The organism is Streptomyces sp. NPDC002004 (genome assembly GCF_053593975.1).
In genome coordinates, this window is record NZ_JBSFDP010000005.1 from 124,641 (window position 1) to 142,404 (window position 17,764).

The 17,764-nt window shown below is 71.5% G+C and carries 17 protein-coding genes; 1 reads left to right on the forward strand and 16 read right to left on the reverse strand.

Annotated features, from left to right (window positions below):
• Window positions 1–46 precede the first annotated feature (46 nt).
• The gene (bldD, locus tag ACWCP6_RS10860; RefSeq protein ID WP_064068023.1) at window positions 47–547 is read left to right on the forward strand and encodes a transcriptional regulator BldD; all 501 of its coding nucleotides are present in this window, start codon (window positions 47–49) and stop codon (window positions 545–547) included.
• A gap of 597 nt (window positions 548–1,144) precedes the next feature.
• Here bldD and nusB read toward each other — a convergent pair.
• From nusB to ACWCP6_RS10940, 16 genes are all read right to left on the reverse strand, one after another.
• Window positions 1,145–1,579: a transcription antitermination factor NusB gene (gene nusB / locus ACWCP6_RS10865; RefSeq protein WP_450932052.1), complete on the reverse strand. Its 435-nt coding sequence runs from the start codon at window positions 1,577–1,579 to the stop codon at window positions 1,145–1,147.
• A gap of 2 nt (window positions 1,580–1,581) precedes the next feature.
• Window positions 1,582–2,148 carry an elongation factor P gene (gene efp / locus ACWCP6_RS10870; protein WP_450932053.1) on the reverse strand — a complete coding sequence of 189 codons (567 nt, stop codon included), beginning with the start codon at window positions 2,146–2,148 and terminating at the stop codon, window positions 1,582–1,584.
• A gap of 59 nt (window positions 2,149–2,207) precedes the next feature.
• Window positions 2,208–3,314, reverse strand: a complete 1,107-nt coding sequence (locus tag ACWCP6_RS10875) for an aminopeptidase P family protein (RefSeq protein WP_450932054.1) — start codon at window positions 3,312–3,314, stop codon at window positions 2,208–2,210.
• A gap of 129 nt (window positions 3,315–3,443) precedes the next feature.
• The gene (locus ACWCP6_RS10880; RefSeq protein ID WP_450932055.1) at window positions 3,444–4,415 is read right to left on the reverse strand and encodes an AAA family ATPase; all 972 of its coding nucleotides are present in this window, start codon (window positions 4,413–4,415) and stop codon (window positions 3,444–3,446) included.
• Between the two features lie 257 nt (window positions 4,416–4,672).
• Complete coding sequence (gene aroB, locus ACWCP6_RS10885; protein WP_450932056.1) at window positions 4,673–5,767, reverse strand: 3-dehydroquinate synthase; 1,095 nt, start codon at window positions 5,765–5,767, stop codon at window positions 4,673–4,675.
• Window positions 5,764–6,285: a shikimate kinase gene (locus ACWCP6_RS10890; RefSeq protein WP_450932286.1), complete on the reverse strand. Its 522-nt coding sequence runs from the start codon at window positions 6,283–6,285 to the stop codon at window positions 5,764–5,766. The genes aroB and ACWCP6_RS10890 overlap by 4 nt, the downstream gene beginning before the upstream one ends.
• A gap of 29 nt (window positions 6,286–6,314) precedes the next feature.
• Entirely contained in the window at window positions 6,315–7,499 is a 1,185-nt protein-coding gene (gene aroC / locus ACWCP6_RS10895; protein WP_450932057.1) for a chorismate synthase, read from the reverse strand.
• Between the two features lie 168 nt (window positions 7,500–7,667).
• Window positions 7,668–8,522 (reverse strand): shikimate dehydrogenase, encoded by an 855-nt coding sequence (locus ACWCP6_RS10900; RefSeq protein ID WP_450932058.1) that lies wholly within the window; start codon window positions 8,520–8,522, stop codon window positions 7,668–7,670.
• Window positions 8,519–10,183, reverse strand: a complete 1,665-nt coding sequence (gene mltG, locus ACWCP6_RS10905; protein WP_450932059.1) for an endolytic transglycosylase MltG — start codon at window positions 10,181–10,183, stop codon at window positions 8,519–8,521. Before mltG ends, ACWCP6_RS10900 begins: the two co-directional genes overlap by 4 nt.
• Before the next feature lie 128 nt (window positions 10,184–10,311).
• Window positions 10,312–10,776 (reverse strand): Holliday junction resolvase RuvX, encoded by a 465-nt coding sequence (gene ruvX / locus ACWCP6_RS10910; RefSeq protein ID WP_450932060.1) that lies wholly within the window; start codon window positions 10,774–10,776, stop codon window positions 10,312–10,314.
• 16 nt (window positions 10,777–10,792) lie between these two features.
• Window positions 10,793–13,465: an alanine--tRNA ligase gene (gene alaS, locus ACWCP6_RS10915; RefSeq protein ID WP_450932061.1), complete on the reverse strand. Its 2,673-nt coding sequence runs from the start codon at window positions 13,463–13,465 to the stop codon at window positions 10,793–10,795.
• On the reverse strand, window positions 13,465–13,848 hold the full coding sequence (locus ACWCP6_RS10920) for a DUF6167 family protein (protein ID WP_450932062.1): 384 nt from the start codon (window positions 13,846–13,848) through the stop codon (window positions 13,465–13,467). Before ACWCP6_RS10920 ends, alaS begins: the two co-directional genes overlap by 1 nt.
• Before the next feature lie 7 nt (window positions 13,849–13,855).
• Window positions 13,856–14,299: a DUF948 domain-containing protein gene (locus ACWCP6_RS10925; RefSeq protein ID WP_450932063.1), complete on the reverse strand. Its 444-nt coding sequence runs from the start codon at window positions 14,297–14,299 to the stop codon at window positions 13,856–13,858.
• Between the two features lie 247 nt (window positions 14,300–14,546).
• A complete protein-coding gene (gene rpsD / locus ACWCP6_RS10930) occupies window positions 14,547–15,161 on the reverse strand; it encodes a 30S ribosomal protein S4 (protein WP_450932064.1) in 615 nt (204 codons plus the stop codon).
• A 332-nt stretch (window positions 15,162–15,493) separates the two neighbouring features.
• A complete protein-coding gene (locus ACWCP6_RS10935; protein WP_450932065.1) occupies window positions 15,494–16,885 on the reverse strand; it encodes a replication-associated recombination protein A in 1,392 nt (463 codons plus the stop codon).
• Between the two features lie 44 nt (window positions 16,886–16,929).
• Window positions 16,930–17,580, reverse strand: coding sequence for a vitamin K epoxide reductase family protein (locus ACWCP6_RS10940; RefSeq protein WP_450932066.1), 651 nt, complete (start codon window positions 17,578–17,580; stop codon window positions 16,930–16,932).
• Between the last annotated feature and the right edge of the window lie 184 nt (window positions 17,581–17,764).

Sequence of the window (17,764 nt, forward strand, 5' to 3'; positions counted from 1 at the left end):
AGCCGCGCGGCGCAGCCGCACGTTGACACAGTGTCCGGGGAGCTATATGTCCAGCGAATACGCCAAACAGCTCGGGGCCAAGCTCCGGGCCATCCGCACCCAGCAGGGCCTTTCCCTCCACGGCGTCGAGGAGAAGTCCCAGGGACGCTGGAAGGCGGTCGTGGTCGGGTCCTACGAGCGCGGCGACCGTGCCGTGACCGTGCAGCGCCTCGCCGAGCTGGCGGACTTCTACGGCGTCCCGGTGCAGGAGCTGCTGCCGGGCACCACGCCGGGCGGAGCCGCCGAGCCGCCGCCGAAGCTCGTGCTGGACCTGGAGCGGCTGGCCCATGTGCCGGCCGAGAAGGCGGGCCCGCTGCAGCGGTACGCCGCCACGATCCAGTCGCAGCGCGGCGACTACAACGGCAAGGTGCTGTCCATCCGCCAGGACGACCTGCGCACTCTGGCCGTGATCTACGACCAGTCGCCCTCGGTCCTCACCGAGCAGCTCATCAGCTGGGGCGTTCTGGACGCGGACGCGCGGCGCGCGGTGGCCCACGAAGAGGCCTGATCGCCCAAGCCTGCAGAAACGTGCCGCCCGGCCCTCGGGAACCTCACGGTTCCCCGGGGCCGGGCGGCTTTTTCGCACCGGTAGCGGCACCGGCCGCCCGCCGCGGACGCGCTGCGGCGGGAGGGGACGTGGCGGGACCTCCGCCCGCCGCGGCCGGCGCGCACGTGCCGGGTGGCTGGACGGGCGACGGGAGCGCGCCGGTCCGAGGACGGAGGTCCCGGCGCGGCCCCGCCCCACGACGAACAAGGCGCCGCGCCCGAACACCGCGCACACCTCGCCCCCGCCGCACCCCGCCGAACCAGCCCCGAACCAGCCGCGGACGAGCCCCGCACGGCCCCAAGAGGCCCCAAGGAGGCCCCACGGCCCCCACAGGCACCCAGCGGGCCCGGAACCCGTCCTCACTGGCCCCACAAGGCTCACGGGCCCCACAAGGCTCGTCCCACGCCTTACGCCCGCCTCACGGACCCACAAAGCCCGTCTCACGCCTCACGCCCGTCTCACGGCCCCCACAAGCAGCGACAAACCCCCGAGGGCCCCAACCACACGGTTGGGGCCCTCGGGGGTTGCATCTGCTGTTCGCCAGGGCCGGCCTCAGGCCTACGCCTCGCCCCGACGCAGCGTCGGCTTGAGCTCCTTCAACCGGCCGAGCAGGCCGTTGACGAAGGCCGGGGACTCGTCCGTGGAGAACTCCTTGGCGAGCTGCACGGCCTCGTCGAGGACCACCGCGTCCGGGGTCTCGTCGACCCAGATCAGCTCATAGGCGCCCAGCCGCAGGATGTTGCGGTCGACCACCGGCATCCTGTCGAGCGTCCAGCCGACCGCGTACTGCGCGATCAGCTCGTCGATGCGGTCCGCCTTCTTGGCGTACCCCTCGACCAGCTGCATCGTGTACTCGCTCACCGGCGGCTGCCGGGTGTCGGTCCGCGAGTGGCGGATCCAGTCGGCGAGGACCGTCAGGACGTCGGCGCCGCGCTGGTCGCCCTCGAAGAGGATCTGGAAGGCGCGCTTGCGAGCCGTGTTACGGGCGGCCACGGTTAGCTGTTCACCCGGCCGAGGTAGTCGCTCGTACGGGTGTCGACCTTGATCTTCTCACCGGTGGTGATGAAGAGCGGGACCTGGATCTGGTGGCCGGTCTCCAGCGTGGCGGGCTTGGTACCGCCGGTGGAGCGGTCGCCCTGGACGCCCGGCTCGGTCTCGGCGATGACCAGCTCGACGGCGGCCGGCAGCTCGACGAAGAGCACCTCGCCCTCGTGCTGGGCGACGACGGCCGTGAAGCCCTCGATCAGGAAGTTGGCGGCGTCACCGACGGCCTTGGGGTCGATGTGCAGCTGGTCGTACGTCTCCATGTCCATGAAGACGAAGTACTCGCCGTCCTTGTACGAGAACTGCATGTCGCGCTTGTCGACGGTGGCCGTCTCGACCTTGACGCCGGCGTTGAAGGTCTTGTCGACCACCTTGCCGGAGAGCACGTTCTTGAGCTTGGTGCGCACGAATGCCGGGCCCTTGCCGGGCTTGACGTGCTGGAACTCGACGACGGACCAGAGCTGGCCGCCTTCGAGCTTGAGCACCAGGCCGTTCTTGAGGTCGTTCGTGGAAGCCACGGTTGCGGAATCTCCTGGACTGACGTGGACGACCCCGGGGGCACACGCACAGCTCGAAGCTAGAGCGCGAGCAGCTCCTTGGTCGTGATGGTGAGTAGCTCGGGTCCGCCGTCCGCCTCGGGGCGCACGACGAGCGTGTCATCGATCCGGACCCCGCCCCGGCCCGGGAGGTGAACCCCCGGTTCGACGGTGACCGGCACACAAGCGTCCAGTTTACCCATGGCCGCGGGGGCCAGCTGCGGGTCCTCGTCGATTTCGAGCCCCACGCCGTGCCCGGTCAATGGTTCGAGGCCCGCTCCGTACCCCGCGGAGTCGAGCACCTGCCGGGTCGCACGGTCGACGTCGCGGCAGGCGGCGCCGGGGGCGAGTGCCTCGCGCCCGGCCCGCTGCGCTGCGAAGACCACGTCGTACAACTCGATCTGCCAGTCCGCGGGCGACGTGCCGATGACGAAGGTCCGTCCGATCTCGCAGCGGTAGCCGCGGTAGGTCGCGCCGAGGCAGACGGAGAGGAAGTCCCCTTCCTCGACCCGGCGGTCTGTGGGCCGGTGACCGCGCTTGCCGGCGTCGGGGCCGGTGCCGACGGAGGTGGCGAAGGCCGGGCCGTCGGCACCGTGGTCGACGAGGCGCCGCTCCAGTTCGAGCGCGAGATGACGTTCGGTGCGGCCCACGAGAATGGATTCGAGGAGCTCGCTCAGGGCCTGGTCGGCGATCTCCGCGGCGATGCGCAGACAGGAGATCTCCTCCTCGTCCTTGACCAGACGCAGCTGCTCGACGGCGCCCGCCAGATCGCTGAGCCGCAGCCGCGGGGCGACCGAGCAGAGCGCACGGTGGCGCGCCACGGTCAGATGGTGCTCCTCGACGGCGAGCGAGTCGCTGCCCTGCGCGGCCGCGAGGTCGGCGGCGGCGACGGCCGGGTCACCGCCGCGGACTGGCAGCACCTGGGTGCGCAGCGCGTCGTCGGGGCGCCCCTCGTCGGGCTGCCCGCTCGGCGGCTCCGTACAGACCAGGAGGTCTTCCTTGGCGCCGAGCAGGAGGACGGCGCCAAGGGGCGCCGCGCCCGTGAGATAGCGGACGTTGGCGGGGCGGGACACCAGCGCCGCCGCGCTGCCACCCGTCGTACTGTGCTCCCGGAGCCGGTCCCGGCGGGCCGCGTAGACCTCGGACATGAACCGAGCGTACGAGCGGTGGCGGGGCCTCGCCTGTTTCAGCGCGTCCGACCGGGCGGTGCGCCCCCGCAGGGTCACCGGGGTGGCGGGCCGCCCAGCGTCGTCACCGCGCGGCGCCGCCCGGTCGTGTCACCACGTGGGAGGGCTCGCTATCGCGCGGGCCAGCACCTCGTCGAGGACGCGCGCGGTGGACGGTACGTCGAGGTGGGAGTTGTCGATGATCGGCAGCCCGGAGCCGTACCAGCCGGCCATCCGGCCGTGGATGCGCGCGACCTCCTCGTCGGTGAGGCGGCGGTTGCCGCTGCGCTCGGCGTTGCGCTCGAGGACGATCTCCAGGCCCGGAAGGAGTACGACGGGCAGCAGCCCGGGGCCCACGTGCCGCTTCCAGCCGCCGAGGCCGACGACGGGCCGGTCGGGGAAGACGGCGTCGTCGAGGACGCACGAGATGCCGTTGGCGAGGAAGTTGCGGGCGGCGAAGCCGCAGGTGCGGCGGGCCAGGCGGTACTGCGCCTCCGAATGGTCGTTCCACCCCGACTGCGGGTCGGCGAAGCCGGAGCGGACCCACTCGCGCACGTCGTCGAGGCTGATGTGGGCCGTGGGAACGCGGCGGTGGTCCGCCCAGTACTTGGCGACGCTGGTCTTGCCCGCGCCCGCGGGGCCGATGAGCAGGACGGCGAGCGTGGTGGACTGCGGGTCGGCGGCACCGGCGGCCGGCGGCGGGCTCGGCACGCCGACCGGGCCGCCGGGCGGGAGCTGCACATGACCCGTGACGTCCGGGGCGGGCGGCGCGGAGGCGTGATGCGGTGCGGGGGCGCCGGGTACGTGCGGGGCCGGGGCATGGGGAACCGGCTGCGGCGCCGGCGCGTGCGCCGGAGGGTGCGGGCCCCCCTGCGGTGCCGGGGCCATGGGGTGCTGCCCGGCCCGGGCGGGGCCCCCGGGGCCCGGCGCGGGGGCGGTGAAGCCCGGGGCCGCGGGGACCGGCGGACCGGCGGGCGGACCCGGGTGCGGTCCCTGCTGGTGTGCGGCCGGCGACCAGCCGGCGACGGGTCCGTGCCCCTGGTGGTGGGGCGGCGGCAGCGGGTTGCCCACTGCGTGCTGCATCCGGTGCCACTCCGTCTCGTACAGGCAATTGGCGGCGGCGAACGGGGTGCGGTCGACGCCCCCCTCAGTAAGGACGAATGGTCCAGCCGTTCCGTTCACCGGACGAACGGGATGTCGCCGACCCCGCCGACCATCCGAACGGTACCTTCCCCGGCCGTCGTTGTGTGAACGGCCGGGGAGGCCGCGAAGTGCCCGGCCCCTCCCCGGCCCGGCGCGGGCCGGGGAGGGGAGGGTGATCCGGGCCTCACCTGCGGGTGTTACTCGGCCACTTCGCCGTACGCGGCGAGCAGCACCGCCGGGTCGGGGCCCTCCAGGACGGTCGGCTTGGCGAGCCCGTCGAGCACGATGAAGCGCAGCAGGTCGCCGCGGGACTTCTTGTCGACCTTCATCGTCTCCAGCAGCTTGGGCCACTGGTCGTAGCGGTAGCTGAGCGGCAGTCCGACGGACTGAAGGACGGTGCGGTGCCGGTCGGCGGTGGCGTCGTCCAACCGCCCGGCGAGGCGGCCCAGTTCGGCGGCGAAGTGCATGCCGACGGAGACGGCGGCGCCGTGCCGCCACTTGTAGCGCTCGTTCTTCTCGATGGCGTGCGCGAGGGTGTGCCCGTAGTTGAGGATCTCGCGCAGACCGGACTCCTTGAGATCGCCGGAGACGACCTCGGCCTTGACCTTGATGGAGCGCTCGATCAGTTCGGCCGTGTGCGGGCCCTGCGGGCTGCGCGCGGCCTGCGGGTCCGACTCGATCAGATCGAGGATCACCGGGTCGGCGATGAAGCCGGCCTTGATGATCTCGGCGAGCCCGGACACGTAGTCGTTGACGGGCAGCGAGTCCAGCGCGGCCAGATCGCACAGCACACCGGCCGGCGGATGGAAGGCGCCCACCAGGTTCTTGCCCTCGGAGGTGTTGATGCCGGTCTTGCCGCCGACGGCCGCGTCGACCATGCCGAGCACGGTCGTCGGGACGGCGACCCAGCGCACCCCGCGCAGCCAGGTCGCGGCGACGAAGCCCGCGAGGTCGGTCGTGGCACCGCCGCCGACGCCCACCACGACGTCCGTGCGGGTGAAGCCGGACTGGCCGAGCGCCTTCCAGCAGTAGGCGGCGACCTCTGCGGTCTTGGCCTCCTCAGCGTTGGGCACCTGGATCGCGACGGCCTCGTACCCCTGGTCGGCGAGGTCGGCACGGAGTGCGTCGCCGGTCTCGGCCAGCGCCTCCGGGTGGATGACGGCGACGCGCCTGGCCCGGTCGCCGATCAGTCCGGGGAGCTCACCGAGGAGCTGACGGCCGACCAGCACCTCGTAGGGCTCGGTGCCCGCCGAGCCACCGACCTGGATGCGGGTCACTGCCTGGTCCGTCACGTCGTCCTCTCCTGCCCCGGGGCCTGTTCCCCGGTCGATCCGGTCTTCAGCTCCAGGGCGTCGAGCACCGACTGGGCGACCTCTTCGGGGGTGCGCCCGTCGGTGGCGACGACGACCCGCGCGACCTCGGTGTACAGATGGCGGCGCGCCTCCATCAGCTCGCGCCACTGGCGGCGCGGGTTGACGGCGAGCAGCGGCCGGGCGACGCCCAGGCCGGTGCGCTTGACGGCCTCGTCGACGTCCATCGACAGATAGACGACGGGAAGCGGGCCGAGCAGGGCGCGGGTGTCCTCGTCGAGGATCGCGCCGCCGCCGAGCGCGAGCACGCCGTCGTGCTCGGCGACCGCCGTGCGCACGGCCTCCTTCTCGACGGCCCGGAAGTACGGCTCCCCCTCGTCCACGAAGATGTCCGACACCGGCCGGCCCTCGGCGGCGACGATGTCGGCGTCGGTGTCGCGGTAGGCGCAGCCCAGCCGCTCGGCGAGCAGTGCGCCCACCGTGGACTTGCCCACGCCCATCGGCCCGACGAGGACGACCTGCGGGGCGCTCACCGGATGGCCAGGTTCTCGAGGTAGGACTGCACGTTGCGGCGGGTCTCGGCGACGCTGTCGCCGCCGAACTTCTCGCCGACGGCGTCGGCGAGGACGAGCGCGACCATGGCCTCGGCGACGATGCCGGCGGCCGGGACCGCGCACACGTCGGAGCGCTGGTGGTGCGCCTTGGCGGCCTCGCCGGTGGACACGTCGATGGTGGCCAGGGCCTTCGGCACGGTCGCGATGGGCTTCATCGCGGCACGCACCCGCAGCAGCTCACCGGTGCTGAGGCCGCCCTCGGTCCCGCCGGAGCGGCCGGTCGAGCGCTTGATGCCGTCGTCCGTGGCGACGATCTCGTCGTGCGCCTTGGATCCGGGGACCCGCGCCAGCTCGAAGCCGTCGCCGACCTCGACGCCCTTGATCGCCTGGATGCCCATGAGGGCGGCGGCCAGCCGGGCGTCCAGACGCCGGTCCCAGTGCACGTGCGAGCCCAGGCCCACCGGGACGCCGTAGGCCAGCACCTCGACGACGCCGCCGAGGGTGTCGCCGTCCTTGTGGGCCTGGTCGATCTCGGCGACCATCGCCTTCGACGCGTCCGCGTCCAGGCAGCGCACCGGGTCGGCGTCCAGCTTCTCGACGTCGGCCGGCGTCGGGTACACGCCGTAGGGCGCCCTGGCGGAGGCCAGCTCCACGACGTGGCTGACGATCTCGATGCCGGCGGTCTCCCTGAGGTACGACCGGGCGACCGCGCCGAGCGCCACGCGCGCGGCGGTCTCCCGGGCCGAGGCCCGCTCCAGGATCGGCCGGGCTTCGTCGAAGCCGTACTTCTGCATGCCCGCGAGGTCCGCGTGGCCGGGGCGCGGACGGGTCAGCGGGGCGTTGCGGGCGAGGTCCGCGAGGACGGCCGGGTCCACCGGGTCGGCCGCCATGACCTGCTCCCACTTGGGCCACTCGGTGTTACCGACCATGATCGCGACCGGGGAGCCGAGGGTCAGGCCGTGGCGCACGCCGCCCAGGAAGGTGACCTCGTCGCGCTCGAACTTCATGCGCGCGCCGCGTCCATAGCCGAGGCGCCGGCGGGCGAGGTGGTCGGCCACCATCTCCGTCGTGATCGGCACGCTGGCGGGAAGTCCCTCCAGCGTTGCGACAAGTGCGGGTCCGTGGGACTCTCCCGCGGTCAGCCAACGCAGCCTGCTCAACGATGCTCCTCATGTTCGCGCCTGGACCTGCGGCGGCGCGACCGGGTGCGCGGCCCCGGCCCGCCACCTCCGATCCTCCCACGTCCCGGCGCATGGACCGGCCGCCGGTCCATCTGCCGGACGAACCCCTCCCCCGCCGCCCGTCCGCCGCGGGTCCGCCGCGGGCGGTCAGCCGCCCGGCTGCTCCGGGGTGTCCCCGCGTGCGGCGAGGGCGTGCTCACCGGCCCTGCGCATGGCGTCGAGGGGCGCCGGGGCGTGCCCGGTCATCTGCTCCACCTGAAGGACCGCCTGGTGCACCAAGAGGTCCAGCCCGCTCACGACGGCTCCTCCGTACGCCGACCAGCGCGCCGCGAGTGAGGTCGGCCAGGGGTCGTACAGCACGTCGAACAGCGTCGCGGGCCGCTCGGGGACGGCGGACGCGAGGGCGTCCGTGGTGCCCGCCGGGGTGGTGGCGATCACCAACGGGGCGCGCAGCGCGCGGTCGGCCTCGGCCCAGTCGGCGATGCGGACCTCGACGTCCAGACGCTCGCCCCACTGCCGCATCTCGGCGGCGCGCGCCTCGCTGCGCACGTACGCCACGACCTCGCCGGCGCAGACCCGGGAGAGCGCCGCCAGGGCGGAGGAGGCGGTGGCGCCCGCGCCGAGGATCGCGGCCGAGTCGACCTTGTCGATACCGCGCTCGCGCAGGGCCGCGACCATGCCCGGGATGTCGGTGTTGTCGCCGACCCGGCGGCCGTCCTCGGCGAGGACGACCGTGTTGACGGCCTCGACGGAGGACGCGGTGTCGCTGATCTCGTCGAGCAGCGGGATCACGGCCCGCTTCAGCGGCATGGTCAGCGACAGCCCGGCCCACTCGGGGCCGAGGCCGTCGAGGAAACCGGGCAGCCCCGCCTCGTCCACCTCGAAACGGTCGTACGTCCATCCCGTCAGGCCCAGTTCGTCGTACGCGGCGCGGTGCAGCACCGGGGAGAGCGAGTGGGCGATCGGGGAGCCGAGAACGGCGGCTCGGCGCTTGCTGCTCATTGCTTCGACTTCTGCCGTTCCTGTTCGTAGATCTGGCGGTTGCGGTTCTGCTCCTCGTTCGTCTCGGCGAAGAGGGTCTTGTCCTCGTTGATCGAGACGAAGTAGTACCAGTTGCCCTTGGCCGGGTGGAGGGCGGAGTTGAGGGCGACGTCGCCCGGGTTGCCGATCGGTCCGGGCGGCAGGCCCTTGACGGCATAGGTGTTGTACGGGTCCTTGAACTGCCGCAGCTTGTCGACGGAGCCGGTGTCCAGGGTGCTGGAGGCCTTGGCGTAGTTCACCGTCGAGTCGAAGTCGAGCAGGCCGTAGGTCTCGGTGTTGTCCGGCTTGAGGCGGTTGTAGACGACCGTCGCGACCTTGTCGAAGTCGTGCTTGTACTTGCCCTCGGCCTGGACGAGGCTCGCCACCGTGAGGACCTGGAGCGGGTCCTTCAGGTGCAGCCTGCGCGCCTGGTCCGCCAGATCGATGTCGTCGTACTTGCCCTTGGCCCGGTCGACCATCTTCTTGAGGACGTCCTCGGGCTTCATGCCCTTGGCGACCGGATAGCTGGACGGGTAGAGGAAGCCCTCCAGCGGGTCCTTGATCTTCGTGTTGGTGTCGGCCCAGTCCGGCAGGCCGAGGGACTTCAGGTCCTTCTTGGCGACGGCCTGTGTGGTGCCCTTCGGCTTGCCCAGCCGTTTGTCGATCTCGGCGTAGACCCAGGCGTTGCGCTTGCCCTCGGGGATGATCAGGTTGTCGCGGCTCTTCGGGCTGAGCATCAGCGCGACGGCGCTGGCGCCCGACATGTGCTTCTGGAGGGTGTAGACGCCCTCCTGGATCGTCTGCCCCTTCGGGTTCTCGGACTGGGCCGAGACGAACGCGTCGACGCTCTTGACGACGCCCTTCTCCTTCAGGAGCCGCCCGATCTCGAGGCCGACCGCACCCTTGGGGATGTCGACGACCACCGTGTCGCCGTTGCCCTCGCCGGCGAAGTCGGGCGCCGCGCCGAAACGGTTCTGGTAGAACTGGTAGCCGAAATATCCGACACCGCCGAGGCCGCCGCCGAAGACCAGCGTGACCACGAGGCAGGCGCAGCCACTACGGCGTTTTCGGCCCTTCTCCTTGTCGGAGCGTCCACCGCGCCGGTTGCCGCGCCCGCGCGGGGTGTCGTCGTCATCGTCGTCGCCCTCGGCGAAGAACGCGTGCTCCCCCTGGTCCGGACCCGGGTCCCAGTCGGTCTCGGGTACGGGCTCCGCCTCGGGCGCACGCCGACGGCCCGGCGGCTCGGGCGGCGGGAAGGCCTCGGGCGTCCCGTAGAAGTCGGGCTGCTCGCCGCCGTACGTCTGGGGCTGCTGGGCGCCGTAGGGATCGGCCGGGTCGGCGGGGTACGGGATCTGGCCGTGCGTGGTGGTGTCCCAGCCTCCGCCGGGGTACTGCTGCTGGCCGTACGCGTCCTGCGGGCCGTAGCCCTGCTGCTGTCCCGTGTCCCACTGGCCGTACTGCTGGGCGTGCTGTGTCTGCTGGACGTGCTGTGCGTGCTGCGGCTGCTGCGGGTGGTACTGCGGCTGGCCGCCGTGGGGGGACGACCCGCCCTGGGCCTGCTGTCCTCCCCATCCGACGTCCCCGTACAACGGGTCCTCCGGATGCCACGGTTCGGAGCCAGGGCCCCGGCCATACTCAGTCATCGATCCCCTAGAGCCGCGAGGCGGCGGCTGCTGCTGGGCGCTCGTGGCACGGCATCGCATCCGCCTCTTTTGCTGTGCGGCGGCTGTTCGAACACCGCCGCATCGCGCGGAACGTTACCGTATCGCGATCAGATGACCACTTCGACGCCCTCGCCCGGAGCTTTACCTGACGCCCGTTCGGACTCCAGGGCCTGCTGGAGGATGATCACAGCGGCTGCCTGATCGATGACGGACCTGCCCTTTTTGGACTTCACGCCCGAGGCGCGCAGCCCCTGACTGGCCGTCACTGTGGTCATCCTCTCGTCCAGCAGTCGTACCGGAACGGGTGCGATTGCGCGGGCGAGGTCCTGGGCGAACCCGCGGACCTTCGCCGCGGCCGGGCCCTCGCCCCCCTTGAGGGAGCGAGGGAGACCGACGACGACCTCGATCGGTTCGTACTCCTCGACGAGCTGCTTCAGCCGCCGCTGGGCGGCCGGGACATCACGTCCCGGCACGGTCTCCACGGGGGTCGCGAGGATCCCGTCGGGGTCGCACGAGGCGACCCCGATACGGGCGTCCCCGACGTCGACCGCGAGGCGACGTCCTCTTCGCATCACGACGTCCGCCGGCCTAGCGGGCCGACTCGGCGACCAGGCGCTCGACGGCGTCGATCGCCTCGCCGACGGCGGCCGGGTTCTGGCCGCCGCCCTGGGCGACGTCCGGCTTGCCGCCGCCACCGCCACCGAGGGTCTTGGCGGCCGTACGGACCAGGTCACCGGCCTTGAGGCCACGCTCGCGGGCGGCCTCGTTCGTGGCGATGACCGTCAGCGGACGGCCGTTCGCCGTGGTGAAGAGGGCCACGACGGCCGGGCGGTCGCCCTGGATGCGGCCGCGCACGTCGAGCACCAGCTTGCGCAGGTCGTCGGCGGTGGTGCCGTCCGGAACCTGGCCGGTGACCAGGGCGACGCCGCGGACGTCCTTGGCGCCCTGGGCGAGGCCGGCGGCGGCCTGGAGGACCTTCTCCGCGCGGAACTTCTCGATCTCCTTCTCGGCGTCCTTCAGCTTGCCGAGCATCGCGGAGATCTTCTCCGGCAGTTCCTCGGGACGGCCCTTCACCAGCTCCTGGAGCTGGGCGACGACGGTGTGCTCCTTGGCGAGGAAGTTGTACGCGTCGACGCCGACCAGGGCCTCGATACGGCGTACGCCGGAACCGATCGACGACTCGCCGAGCAGCTTCACCAGACCCAGCTGGCTGGTGTTGTGGACGTGCGTGCCGCCGCACAGCTCCTTGGAGAAGTCACCGATGGTGACGACGCGGACGCGCTCTCCGTACTTCTCGCCGAACTCGGCGATGGCGCCCTGCTTCTTGGCCTCGTCGAGGCTCATGACCTCGGCCTGTACGTCCAGGTCGTGGGCGAGCACCTCGTTGATCTTCTGCTCTACGTCCGTCATCACCGTGGTGGGCACGGCGGACGGGGAGCCGAAGTCGAAGCGGAACCGGCCGGGCTGGTTCTCGGAACCGGCCTGGGCGGCCGTCGGGCCGAGGGCGTCCCGCAGCGCCTGGTGCGTCAGGTGGGTGGCCGAGTGGGCGCGGGCGATGGCCTTGCGGCGGCGCACGTCGATCGAGGCCTGCGCGGCGGCGCCGACGGTGACCTCGCCGACCTGGACGACGCCCTTGTGGACGTACACGCCCGGGACCGGCTTCTGGGTGTCGCGGACCTCGACCACGGCACCGGTGTCCAGCTTGATGCGGCCGGTGTCGCCGATCTGGCCGCCGCCCTCGGCGTAGAACGGGGTGCGGTCGAGCACGATCTCGACCTCGTCGCCCTCGGTGGCGGCGGGCGACGGCACGCCGTCGACGAGGATGCCGACGATGCGGGACTCGCCCTCCGTCTGGGCGTAGCCGACGAAGTCGGTCTCGCCGGAGGCGTCGGCGATCTCGCGGTAGGCGCCGAGGTCGGCGTGGCCGGTCTTCTTGGCCAGGGCGTCGGCCTTGGCGCGCTCCCGCTGCTCCTTCATCAGGCGGCGGAAGCCGTCCTCGTCCACGCTCAGGCCCTGCTCGGCGGCCATCTCGAGGGTGAGGTCGATCGGGAAGCCCCAGGTGTCGTGGAGCAGGAACGCCTTGTCGCCGCCGAGGATCGTGCCGCCCGCGGCCTTGGTCTCGGTGACGGCGGTGTCGAGGATGTTGGTGCCGGCCTTCAGCGTCTTGAGGAAGGCCGCCTCCTCGGCGAGGGCGACGGTCTCGATGCGCTTGCGCTCCGTCTCCAGCTCCGGGTACTGCTCGCCCATCGTCTTGATGACGGTGTCGACGAGCTCGCCGACGACCGGGCCGGTGGCGCCGAGCAGGCGCATGTTGCGGATGGCCCGGCGCATGATGCGGCGCAGGACGTAGCCGCGGCCCTCGTTGCCGGGGGTCACGCCGTCGCCGATCAGCATGACGGAGGTGCGCATGTGGTCGGAGACCACGCGCAGGGAGACGTCGCTGTCGTGGGCCTCGCCGTAGCGGACGCCGGTCAGCTCGGTGGCCTTGTCGATCACGGCACGCGAGGTGTCGATCTCGTACATGTTCTGCACGCCCTGCAGGATCATGGCGAGGCGTTCGAGGCCGAGACCGGTGTCGATGTTCTTGTTCGGCAGGTCTCCGAGGATCTCGAAGTTCTCCTTGCCGATGCCCTGGCCGCGCTCGTACTGCATGAAGACCAGGTTCCAGATCTCCACGTAGCGCTCGTCGTTGACGGCCGGGCCGCCCTCGACGCCGAACTCGGGGCCGCGGTCGTAGTTGATCTCGGAGCACGGGCCGCAGGGGCCGGGGACGCCCATGGACCAGAAGTTGGGGCCCATGCCGAGACGCTGGATGCGCTCGGCGGGGACGCCGATCACGTCGCGCCAGATGCGCTCGGCCTCGTCGTCCTCCTCGTAGACGGTGATCCAGAGCTTCTCCGGCTCCAGGCCGTAGCCACCCTGGTCCTGGGACGCGGTGAGCAGCTCCCAGGCGTACTTGATGGCGCCTTCCTTGAAGTAGTCGCCGAAGGAGAAGTTGCCGCACATCTGGAAGAAGGTGCCGTGCCGGGTGGTCTTGCCGACCTCTTCGATGTCCGGCGTGCGGACGCACTTCTGGACGCTGGTGGCACGCGGATAGGGCGGCTTGACCTCGCCGAGGAAGTACGGCTTGAAGGGCACCATGCCCGCGGGGACCAGGAGCAGGGTCGGGTCGTCCGCGATCAGCGACGCCGACGGCACGACGGTGTGCCCGCGCTCTTCGAAGAAGCGCAACCAGCGGCGGCGGATTTCAGCCGACTCCATCAGTGGTCCTCATTCCGGTTGGACGAGTACGAGGGGTTCTCCAGGTACTCGATGTGCTTGATCTGCTTGATGTGCTTGGTGTCCGGTCCGCCCTTGCGGCCCGGGCGGTTCTCCAGCGCAGCGGTGCGCCGCTGGGCCGGGAGCTCGCGGTCGGCGGAGGCGTCGAGACCGAGCGCATCGGTCAGTTCGGCCTCGCGCTGGGCCATGCCGTCGCGGACGTCGAGCGCGAAGTCCTTGAGCCGGTGACCGGCTTCGACGGCCTTGTTGGCGGCCTGCGCCGCAAGGCTCTCCGGGGTCAGCTGCCTGAGCTTGCGGTTGACCTTGGTGGTGGCCCACACGCCCGCTGCGGCGCCGGCGGTGAACCAGAAGGTACGGCGGAACATCGCTGCGTCAGTCCTTCTTCCGCTTGCCCCGTCGCGCGGACGGCACGGTGCGGCCCACGATCACGGTACGCCGGGACGGCTCGGTGGTCACGTTCGTGGTGGGGGCGCCCTTGCGGCCGAGGGCCCGGCGCACGCCGTACCCGAACGCGGCGACCTTGACCAGGGGGCCGCCGAAGGTGGAGGCGACGGTCGTGGAGAGCGCCGACGCGTTCGACGTGACCTCCTGGACGTCCGACGCGATGGCGTCGACCCGGTCGATCTGGGTCTGCGCGGAACGCACCGCGGCGGATGCGTCGGCGAGCAGCGGAACCGCCTGGTCGGTCACGTCCGCCACGAGCTTGGTGGTCGCCCTGAGCGTCTGGGAGAGCCTCGCCAGCGCCACGGCGAGGAACGAGACCAGGATCGCCCAGAAGACGGCCACCAGAATCCCGGCCACCTCTCCACCGGTCACTGCGCACCGCTCCCTGTGAACATCGCGTCACGAACATCGAAAAGTCGTCCCCCGAGCCTATCGCGCCGCCGCCGTCGGTCCGTACCGGATTAGGTGCCGGATCGCGGGCGTCGTGGCGGGAATCCGGGGGACTTGCGGGGGTCCTGTCGAAGCGACGAAAAAGCGGAGGCCCGCCGCCTCCCCGCCACGAAGGGCGGGGGGACGACGGGCCGGAACGCTCGGTTCGCTGTGGAGCGCTACGTCCGGATCAGCGGGCGTAGTACTCGACGACGAGCTGCTCGTCGCAGATCACCGGGATCTCCTTGCGCTGCGGGTCACGGTCCAGGCGGAACGCCAGGGCCTTCAGGTTGACCTGCAGGTAGCGGGGGGTCTCACCCTCGGGGGCGAAGCCACCCTCGCGGGAGACCTGGAACAGCGTCTTCTCGCGGGAGCGCTCGCGCACCATCACGACGTCGTCCGGACGGACGCGGAAGGACGGCTTGTCGACCTTCTTGCCGTTGACCTCGATGTGGCCGTGGACGACCATCTGACGGGCCTGGTAGATGGTGCGGGCGATGCCGGAGCGCAGGACCAGCGCGTCGAGACGGCGCTCGAGCTCGATGATCAGCGCCTCACCGGTCTTGCCCTGGACCTTGCTGGCGCGCTCGTAGGCACGGACCAGCTGACGCTCGGAAACGTCGTACTGCGCGCGCAGACGCTGCTTCTCGAGCAGACGGACCTTGTAGTCCGAGTTCTGCTTGCGGCCACGGCCGTGCTCACCCGGCGGGTAGGGGCGGGCCTCGAAGTACTTGACGGCCTTCGGGGTCAGCGCGATACCGAGCGCACGCGACTTCTTGACCTTGGGACGGGACTGGTTCGCCACGAACCAAACCTCTCTGTTCTCTGTGAAATCGGCTTCACCAGGGTTAGGGGAGGTCGCATCCGCAGACGGGGAAACCCTTCGGATCCGAGTGGACCCTTCGGGCAGCCGCTCCCCTGCTCTGGGCACATACGTGCAGCACGCGAGTGGCCCACCGACCGCAGGGTTCTCTCGCGAGGACCGTGAGTGGTGGGCTGCCCGCGACACCGTTCGACGGTGCGCGACGCTCCTGGAATCCCCGTGCCACAAGGGCCCGGGTTTTCCGGCTGCCTGTCCCGCTCTGGTGGTGCCGGCCGAAGCCGGACACGGGACGCAGCGCTTCGCGCAAGTCTACCTCAGGCGTCGCCGCCCTTTTCGCCGCCTCGTTCGCCGCCCCTGTCCCCGCCCTTGAGCCGCTCCCTGACCCGTTCGACCACGTCCGCGTACCGCGCCTCGGCGCCGTACCGCGTGGGCTGGTAGTACCGGCGGCCCGCAAGGGCGTCCGGCGCGTACTGCTGGGCCGCGATCCCGCCCGGCACGTCGTGCGGATAGACGTAGCCCTGGGCGTGGCCCAGCTTGGCGGCGCCCTTGTAGTGGCCGTCGCGCAGGTGCGGGGGCACGGGGCCCGCGAGGCCCTTGCGGACGTCCTCGAGTGCTGCGCCTATCGCGGTGGTCGCCGCGTTCGACTTGGGGGCGAGGGCCAGGGCGATCGTGGCGTGGCTGAGGGTGAGCGCGGCCTCGGGGAAGCCGATCATGGCGACGGCCTGAGCGGCCGCCACGGCGGTGGGCAGCGCCGTCGGGTCGGCGAGGCCGATGTCCTCGCTGGCGGAGATCATCAGCCGCCGGGCGATGAACCTCGGGTCCTCGCCCGCCTCGATCATCCGGGCGAGGTAGTGCAGCGCCGCGTCCACGTCGGAGCCGCGGATGGACTTGATGAGGGCGCTGGCGACGTCGTAGTGCTGGTCGCCGTCCCGGTCGTACTTCACCGCCGCCCGGTCGACGGACTCCTCCAGGGTCCGGAGGGTGATCTCGTCCTCGCTCTTGGCGAGCGCGGAGCCGGCGCCCGCCTCCAGCGCGGTCAGCGCGCGCCGGGCGTCACCGCCGGCGATCCGCAGCAGGTGCTCCTCGGCGTCCCCGGGCAGCGTGACGGCGCCGCCCAGGCCCCGCTCGTCGGCGATGGCGCGGTGCAGCAGTCCGCGTACGTCGTCGTCGGTGAGCGGTTCGAGCGTGAGCAGCAGGGAGCGGGACAGCAGGGGGGAGATCACGGAGAAGTACGGGTTCTCCGTGGTGGCCGCGATGAGGGTGACCCAGCGGTTCTCCACGGCGGGCAGCAAGGAGTCCTGCTGGGCCTTGCTGAAGCGGTGGATCTCGTCGAGGAAGAGGACGGTCTCCTTGCCGAAGCCGCCGGTGGCGCGGCGGGCGCCGTCGATGACGGCGCGCACCTCCTTCACCCCCGCGGTGATCGCGGAGAGCTCCACGAAGCGCTTGTTGGTGGCCTTGGAGACGACGTACGCCAGGGTCGTCTTGCCGGTGCCGGGCGGGCCCCAGAGGATCACCGAGGAGGGTCCCGCGGGGCCGCCGTTCCCCTCGCCGACGAGCCTGCGCAGCGGCGAGCCGGGCTTCAGCAGGTGCTGCTGGCCGACGACCTCGTCGAGCGTGCGCGGGCGCATCCGGACGGCCAGCGGGCTGCCGGCCGGGTCCTTCTCCTGGCGTTCCTCGGCGGCGGCGGTGAACAGATCGGGCTCCACGCGTACGACCCTATGTCACCGCACCGACAACGCCCGGGCGCCGGTCAGGAGGTCCAGAAGTCCCACCAGCGCGTCAGGACCAGCATGCCGATGATCCCGACGTGCACGACCGGGAGCACCCAGGTGAACTCGCCGAAGAAGCTCTTGAGCCAGCCAGGCGCGGGCAGGAAGCCGCTGCGGACGTTGAAGGAGGTGACGTACCAGAACATCAGGATGGTGGCGACCCACGCCAGGCTGCACCACAGGCACAGTGCGCCGATGCGGTACAGCGACTGGAACTGCAGCCAGGTGCAGAAGCCGACGCCGAACAGCGTGCCGGCGTTGAAGGTCAGCCAGTACCAGCGCGGGAAGCGGGCGCCGGCCAGCAGGCTCATGGCGACGCAGATCACGATGCCGTAGGCGACCAGGCCCAGCATGGGGTTCGGGAAGCCGAAGGCCGCGGCCTGCTTGCTCTCCATGACGCTGCCGCAGGAGACGACGGGGTTGAGGCTGCACGACGGCGTGAAGGACTTCCCCGCGGCCTTGGCCTCGAGGATCTTGAACTTGTCGAGCGTGATGACCCAGGCCGCCAGCAGCCCCGCCGCTCCCGTGATCACCAGGAGCAGCGCGAAGGCGCGGCTGCCGCCGACGCTGCGCGGAACCTGGGCCGGGCCCGGTGCGGAGACGCTTTCCATGGCTGTCGTCGTCTTGCTCATCACGCCGATCCGTCAGTCGAGTCGTGGACCCGCAGGGGCCTGCGGGCAGGCTCATTGTGCCGTACCCGCGCGGTCGTCCACCGTTCGATGGACATAAGGAGATACGCGCGGGGGGTGCGGGGCGTTCGATGCGGCGGTGCCGGATCACCGGCTCGGCGCGGAACGCCCAGGCCCTCGGCGCGGA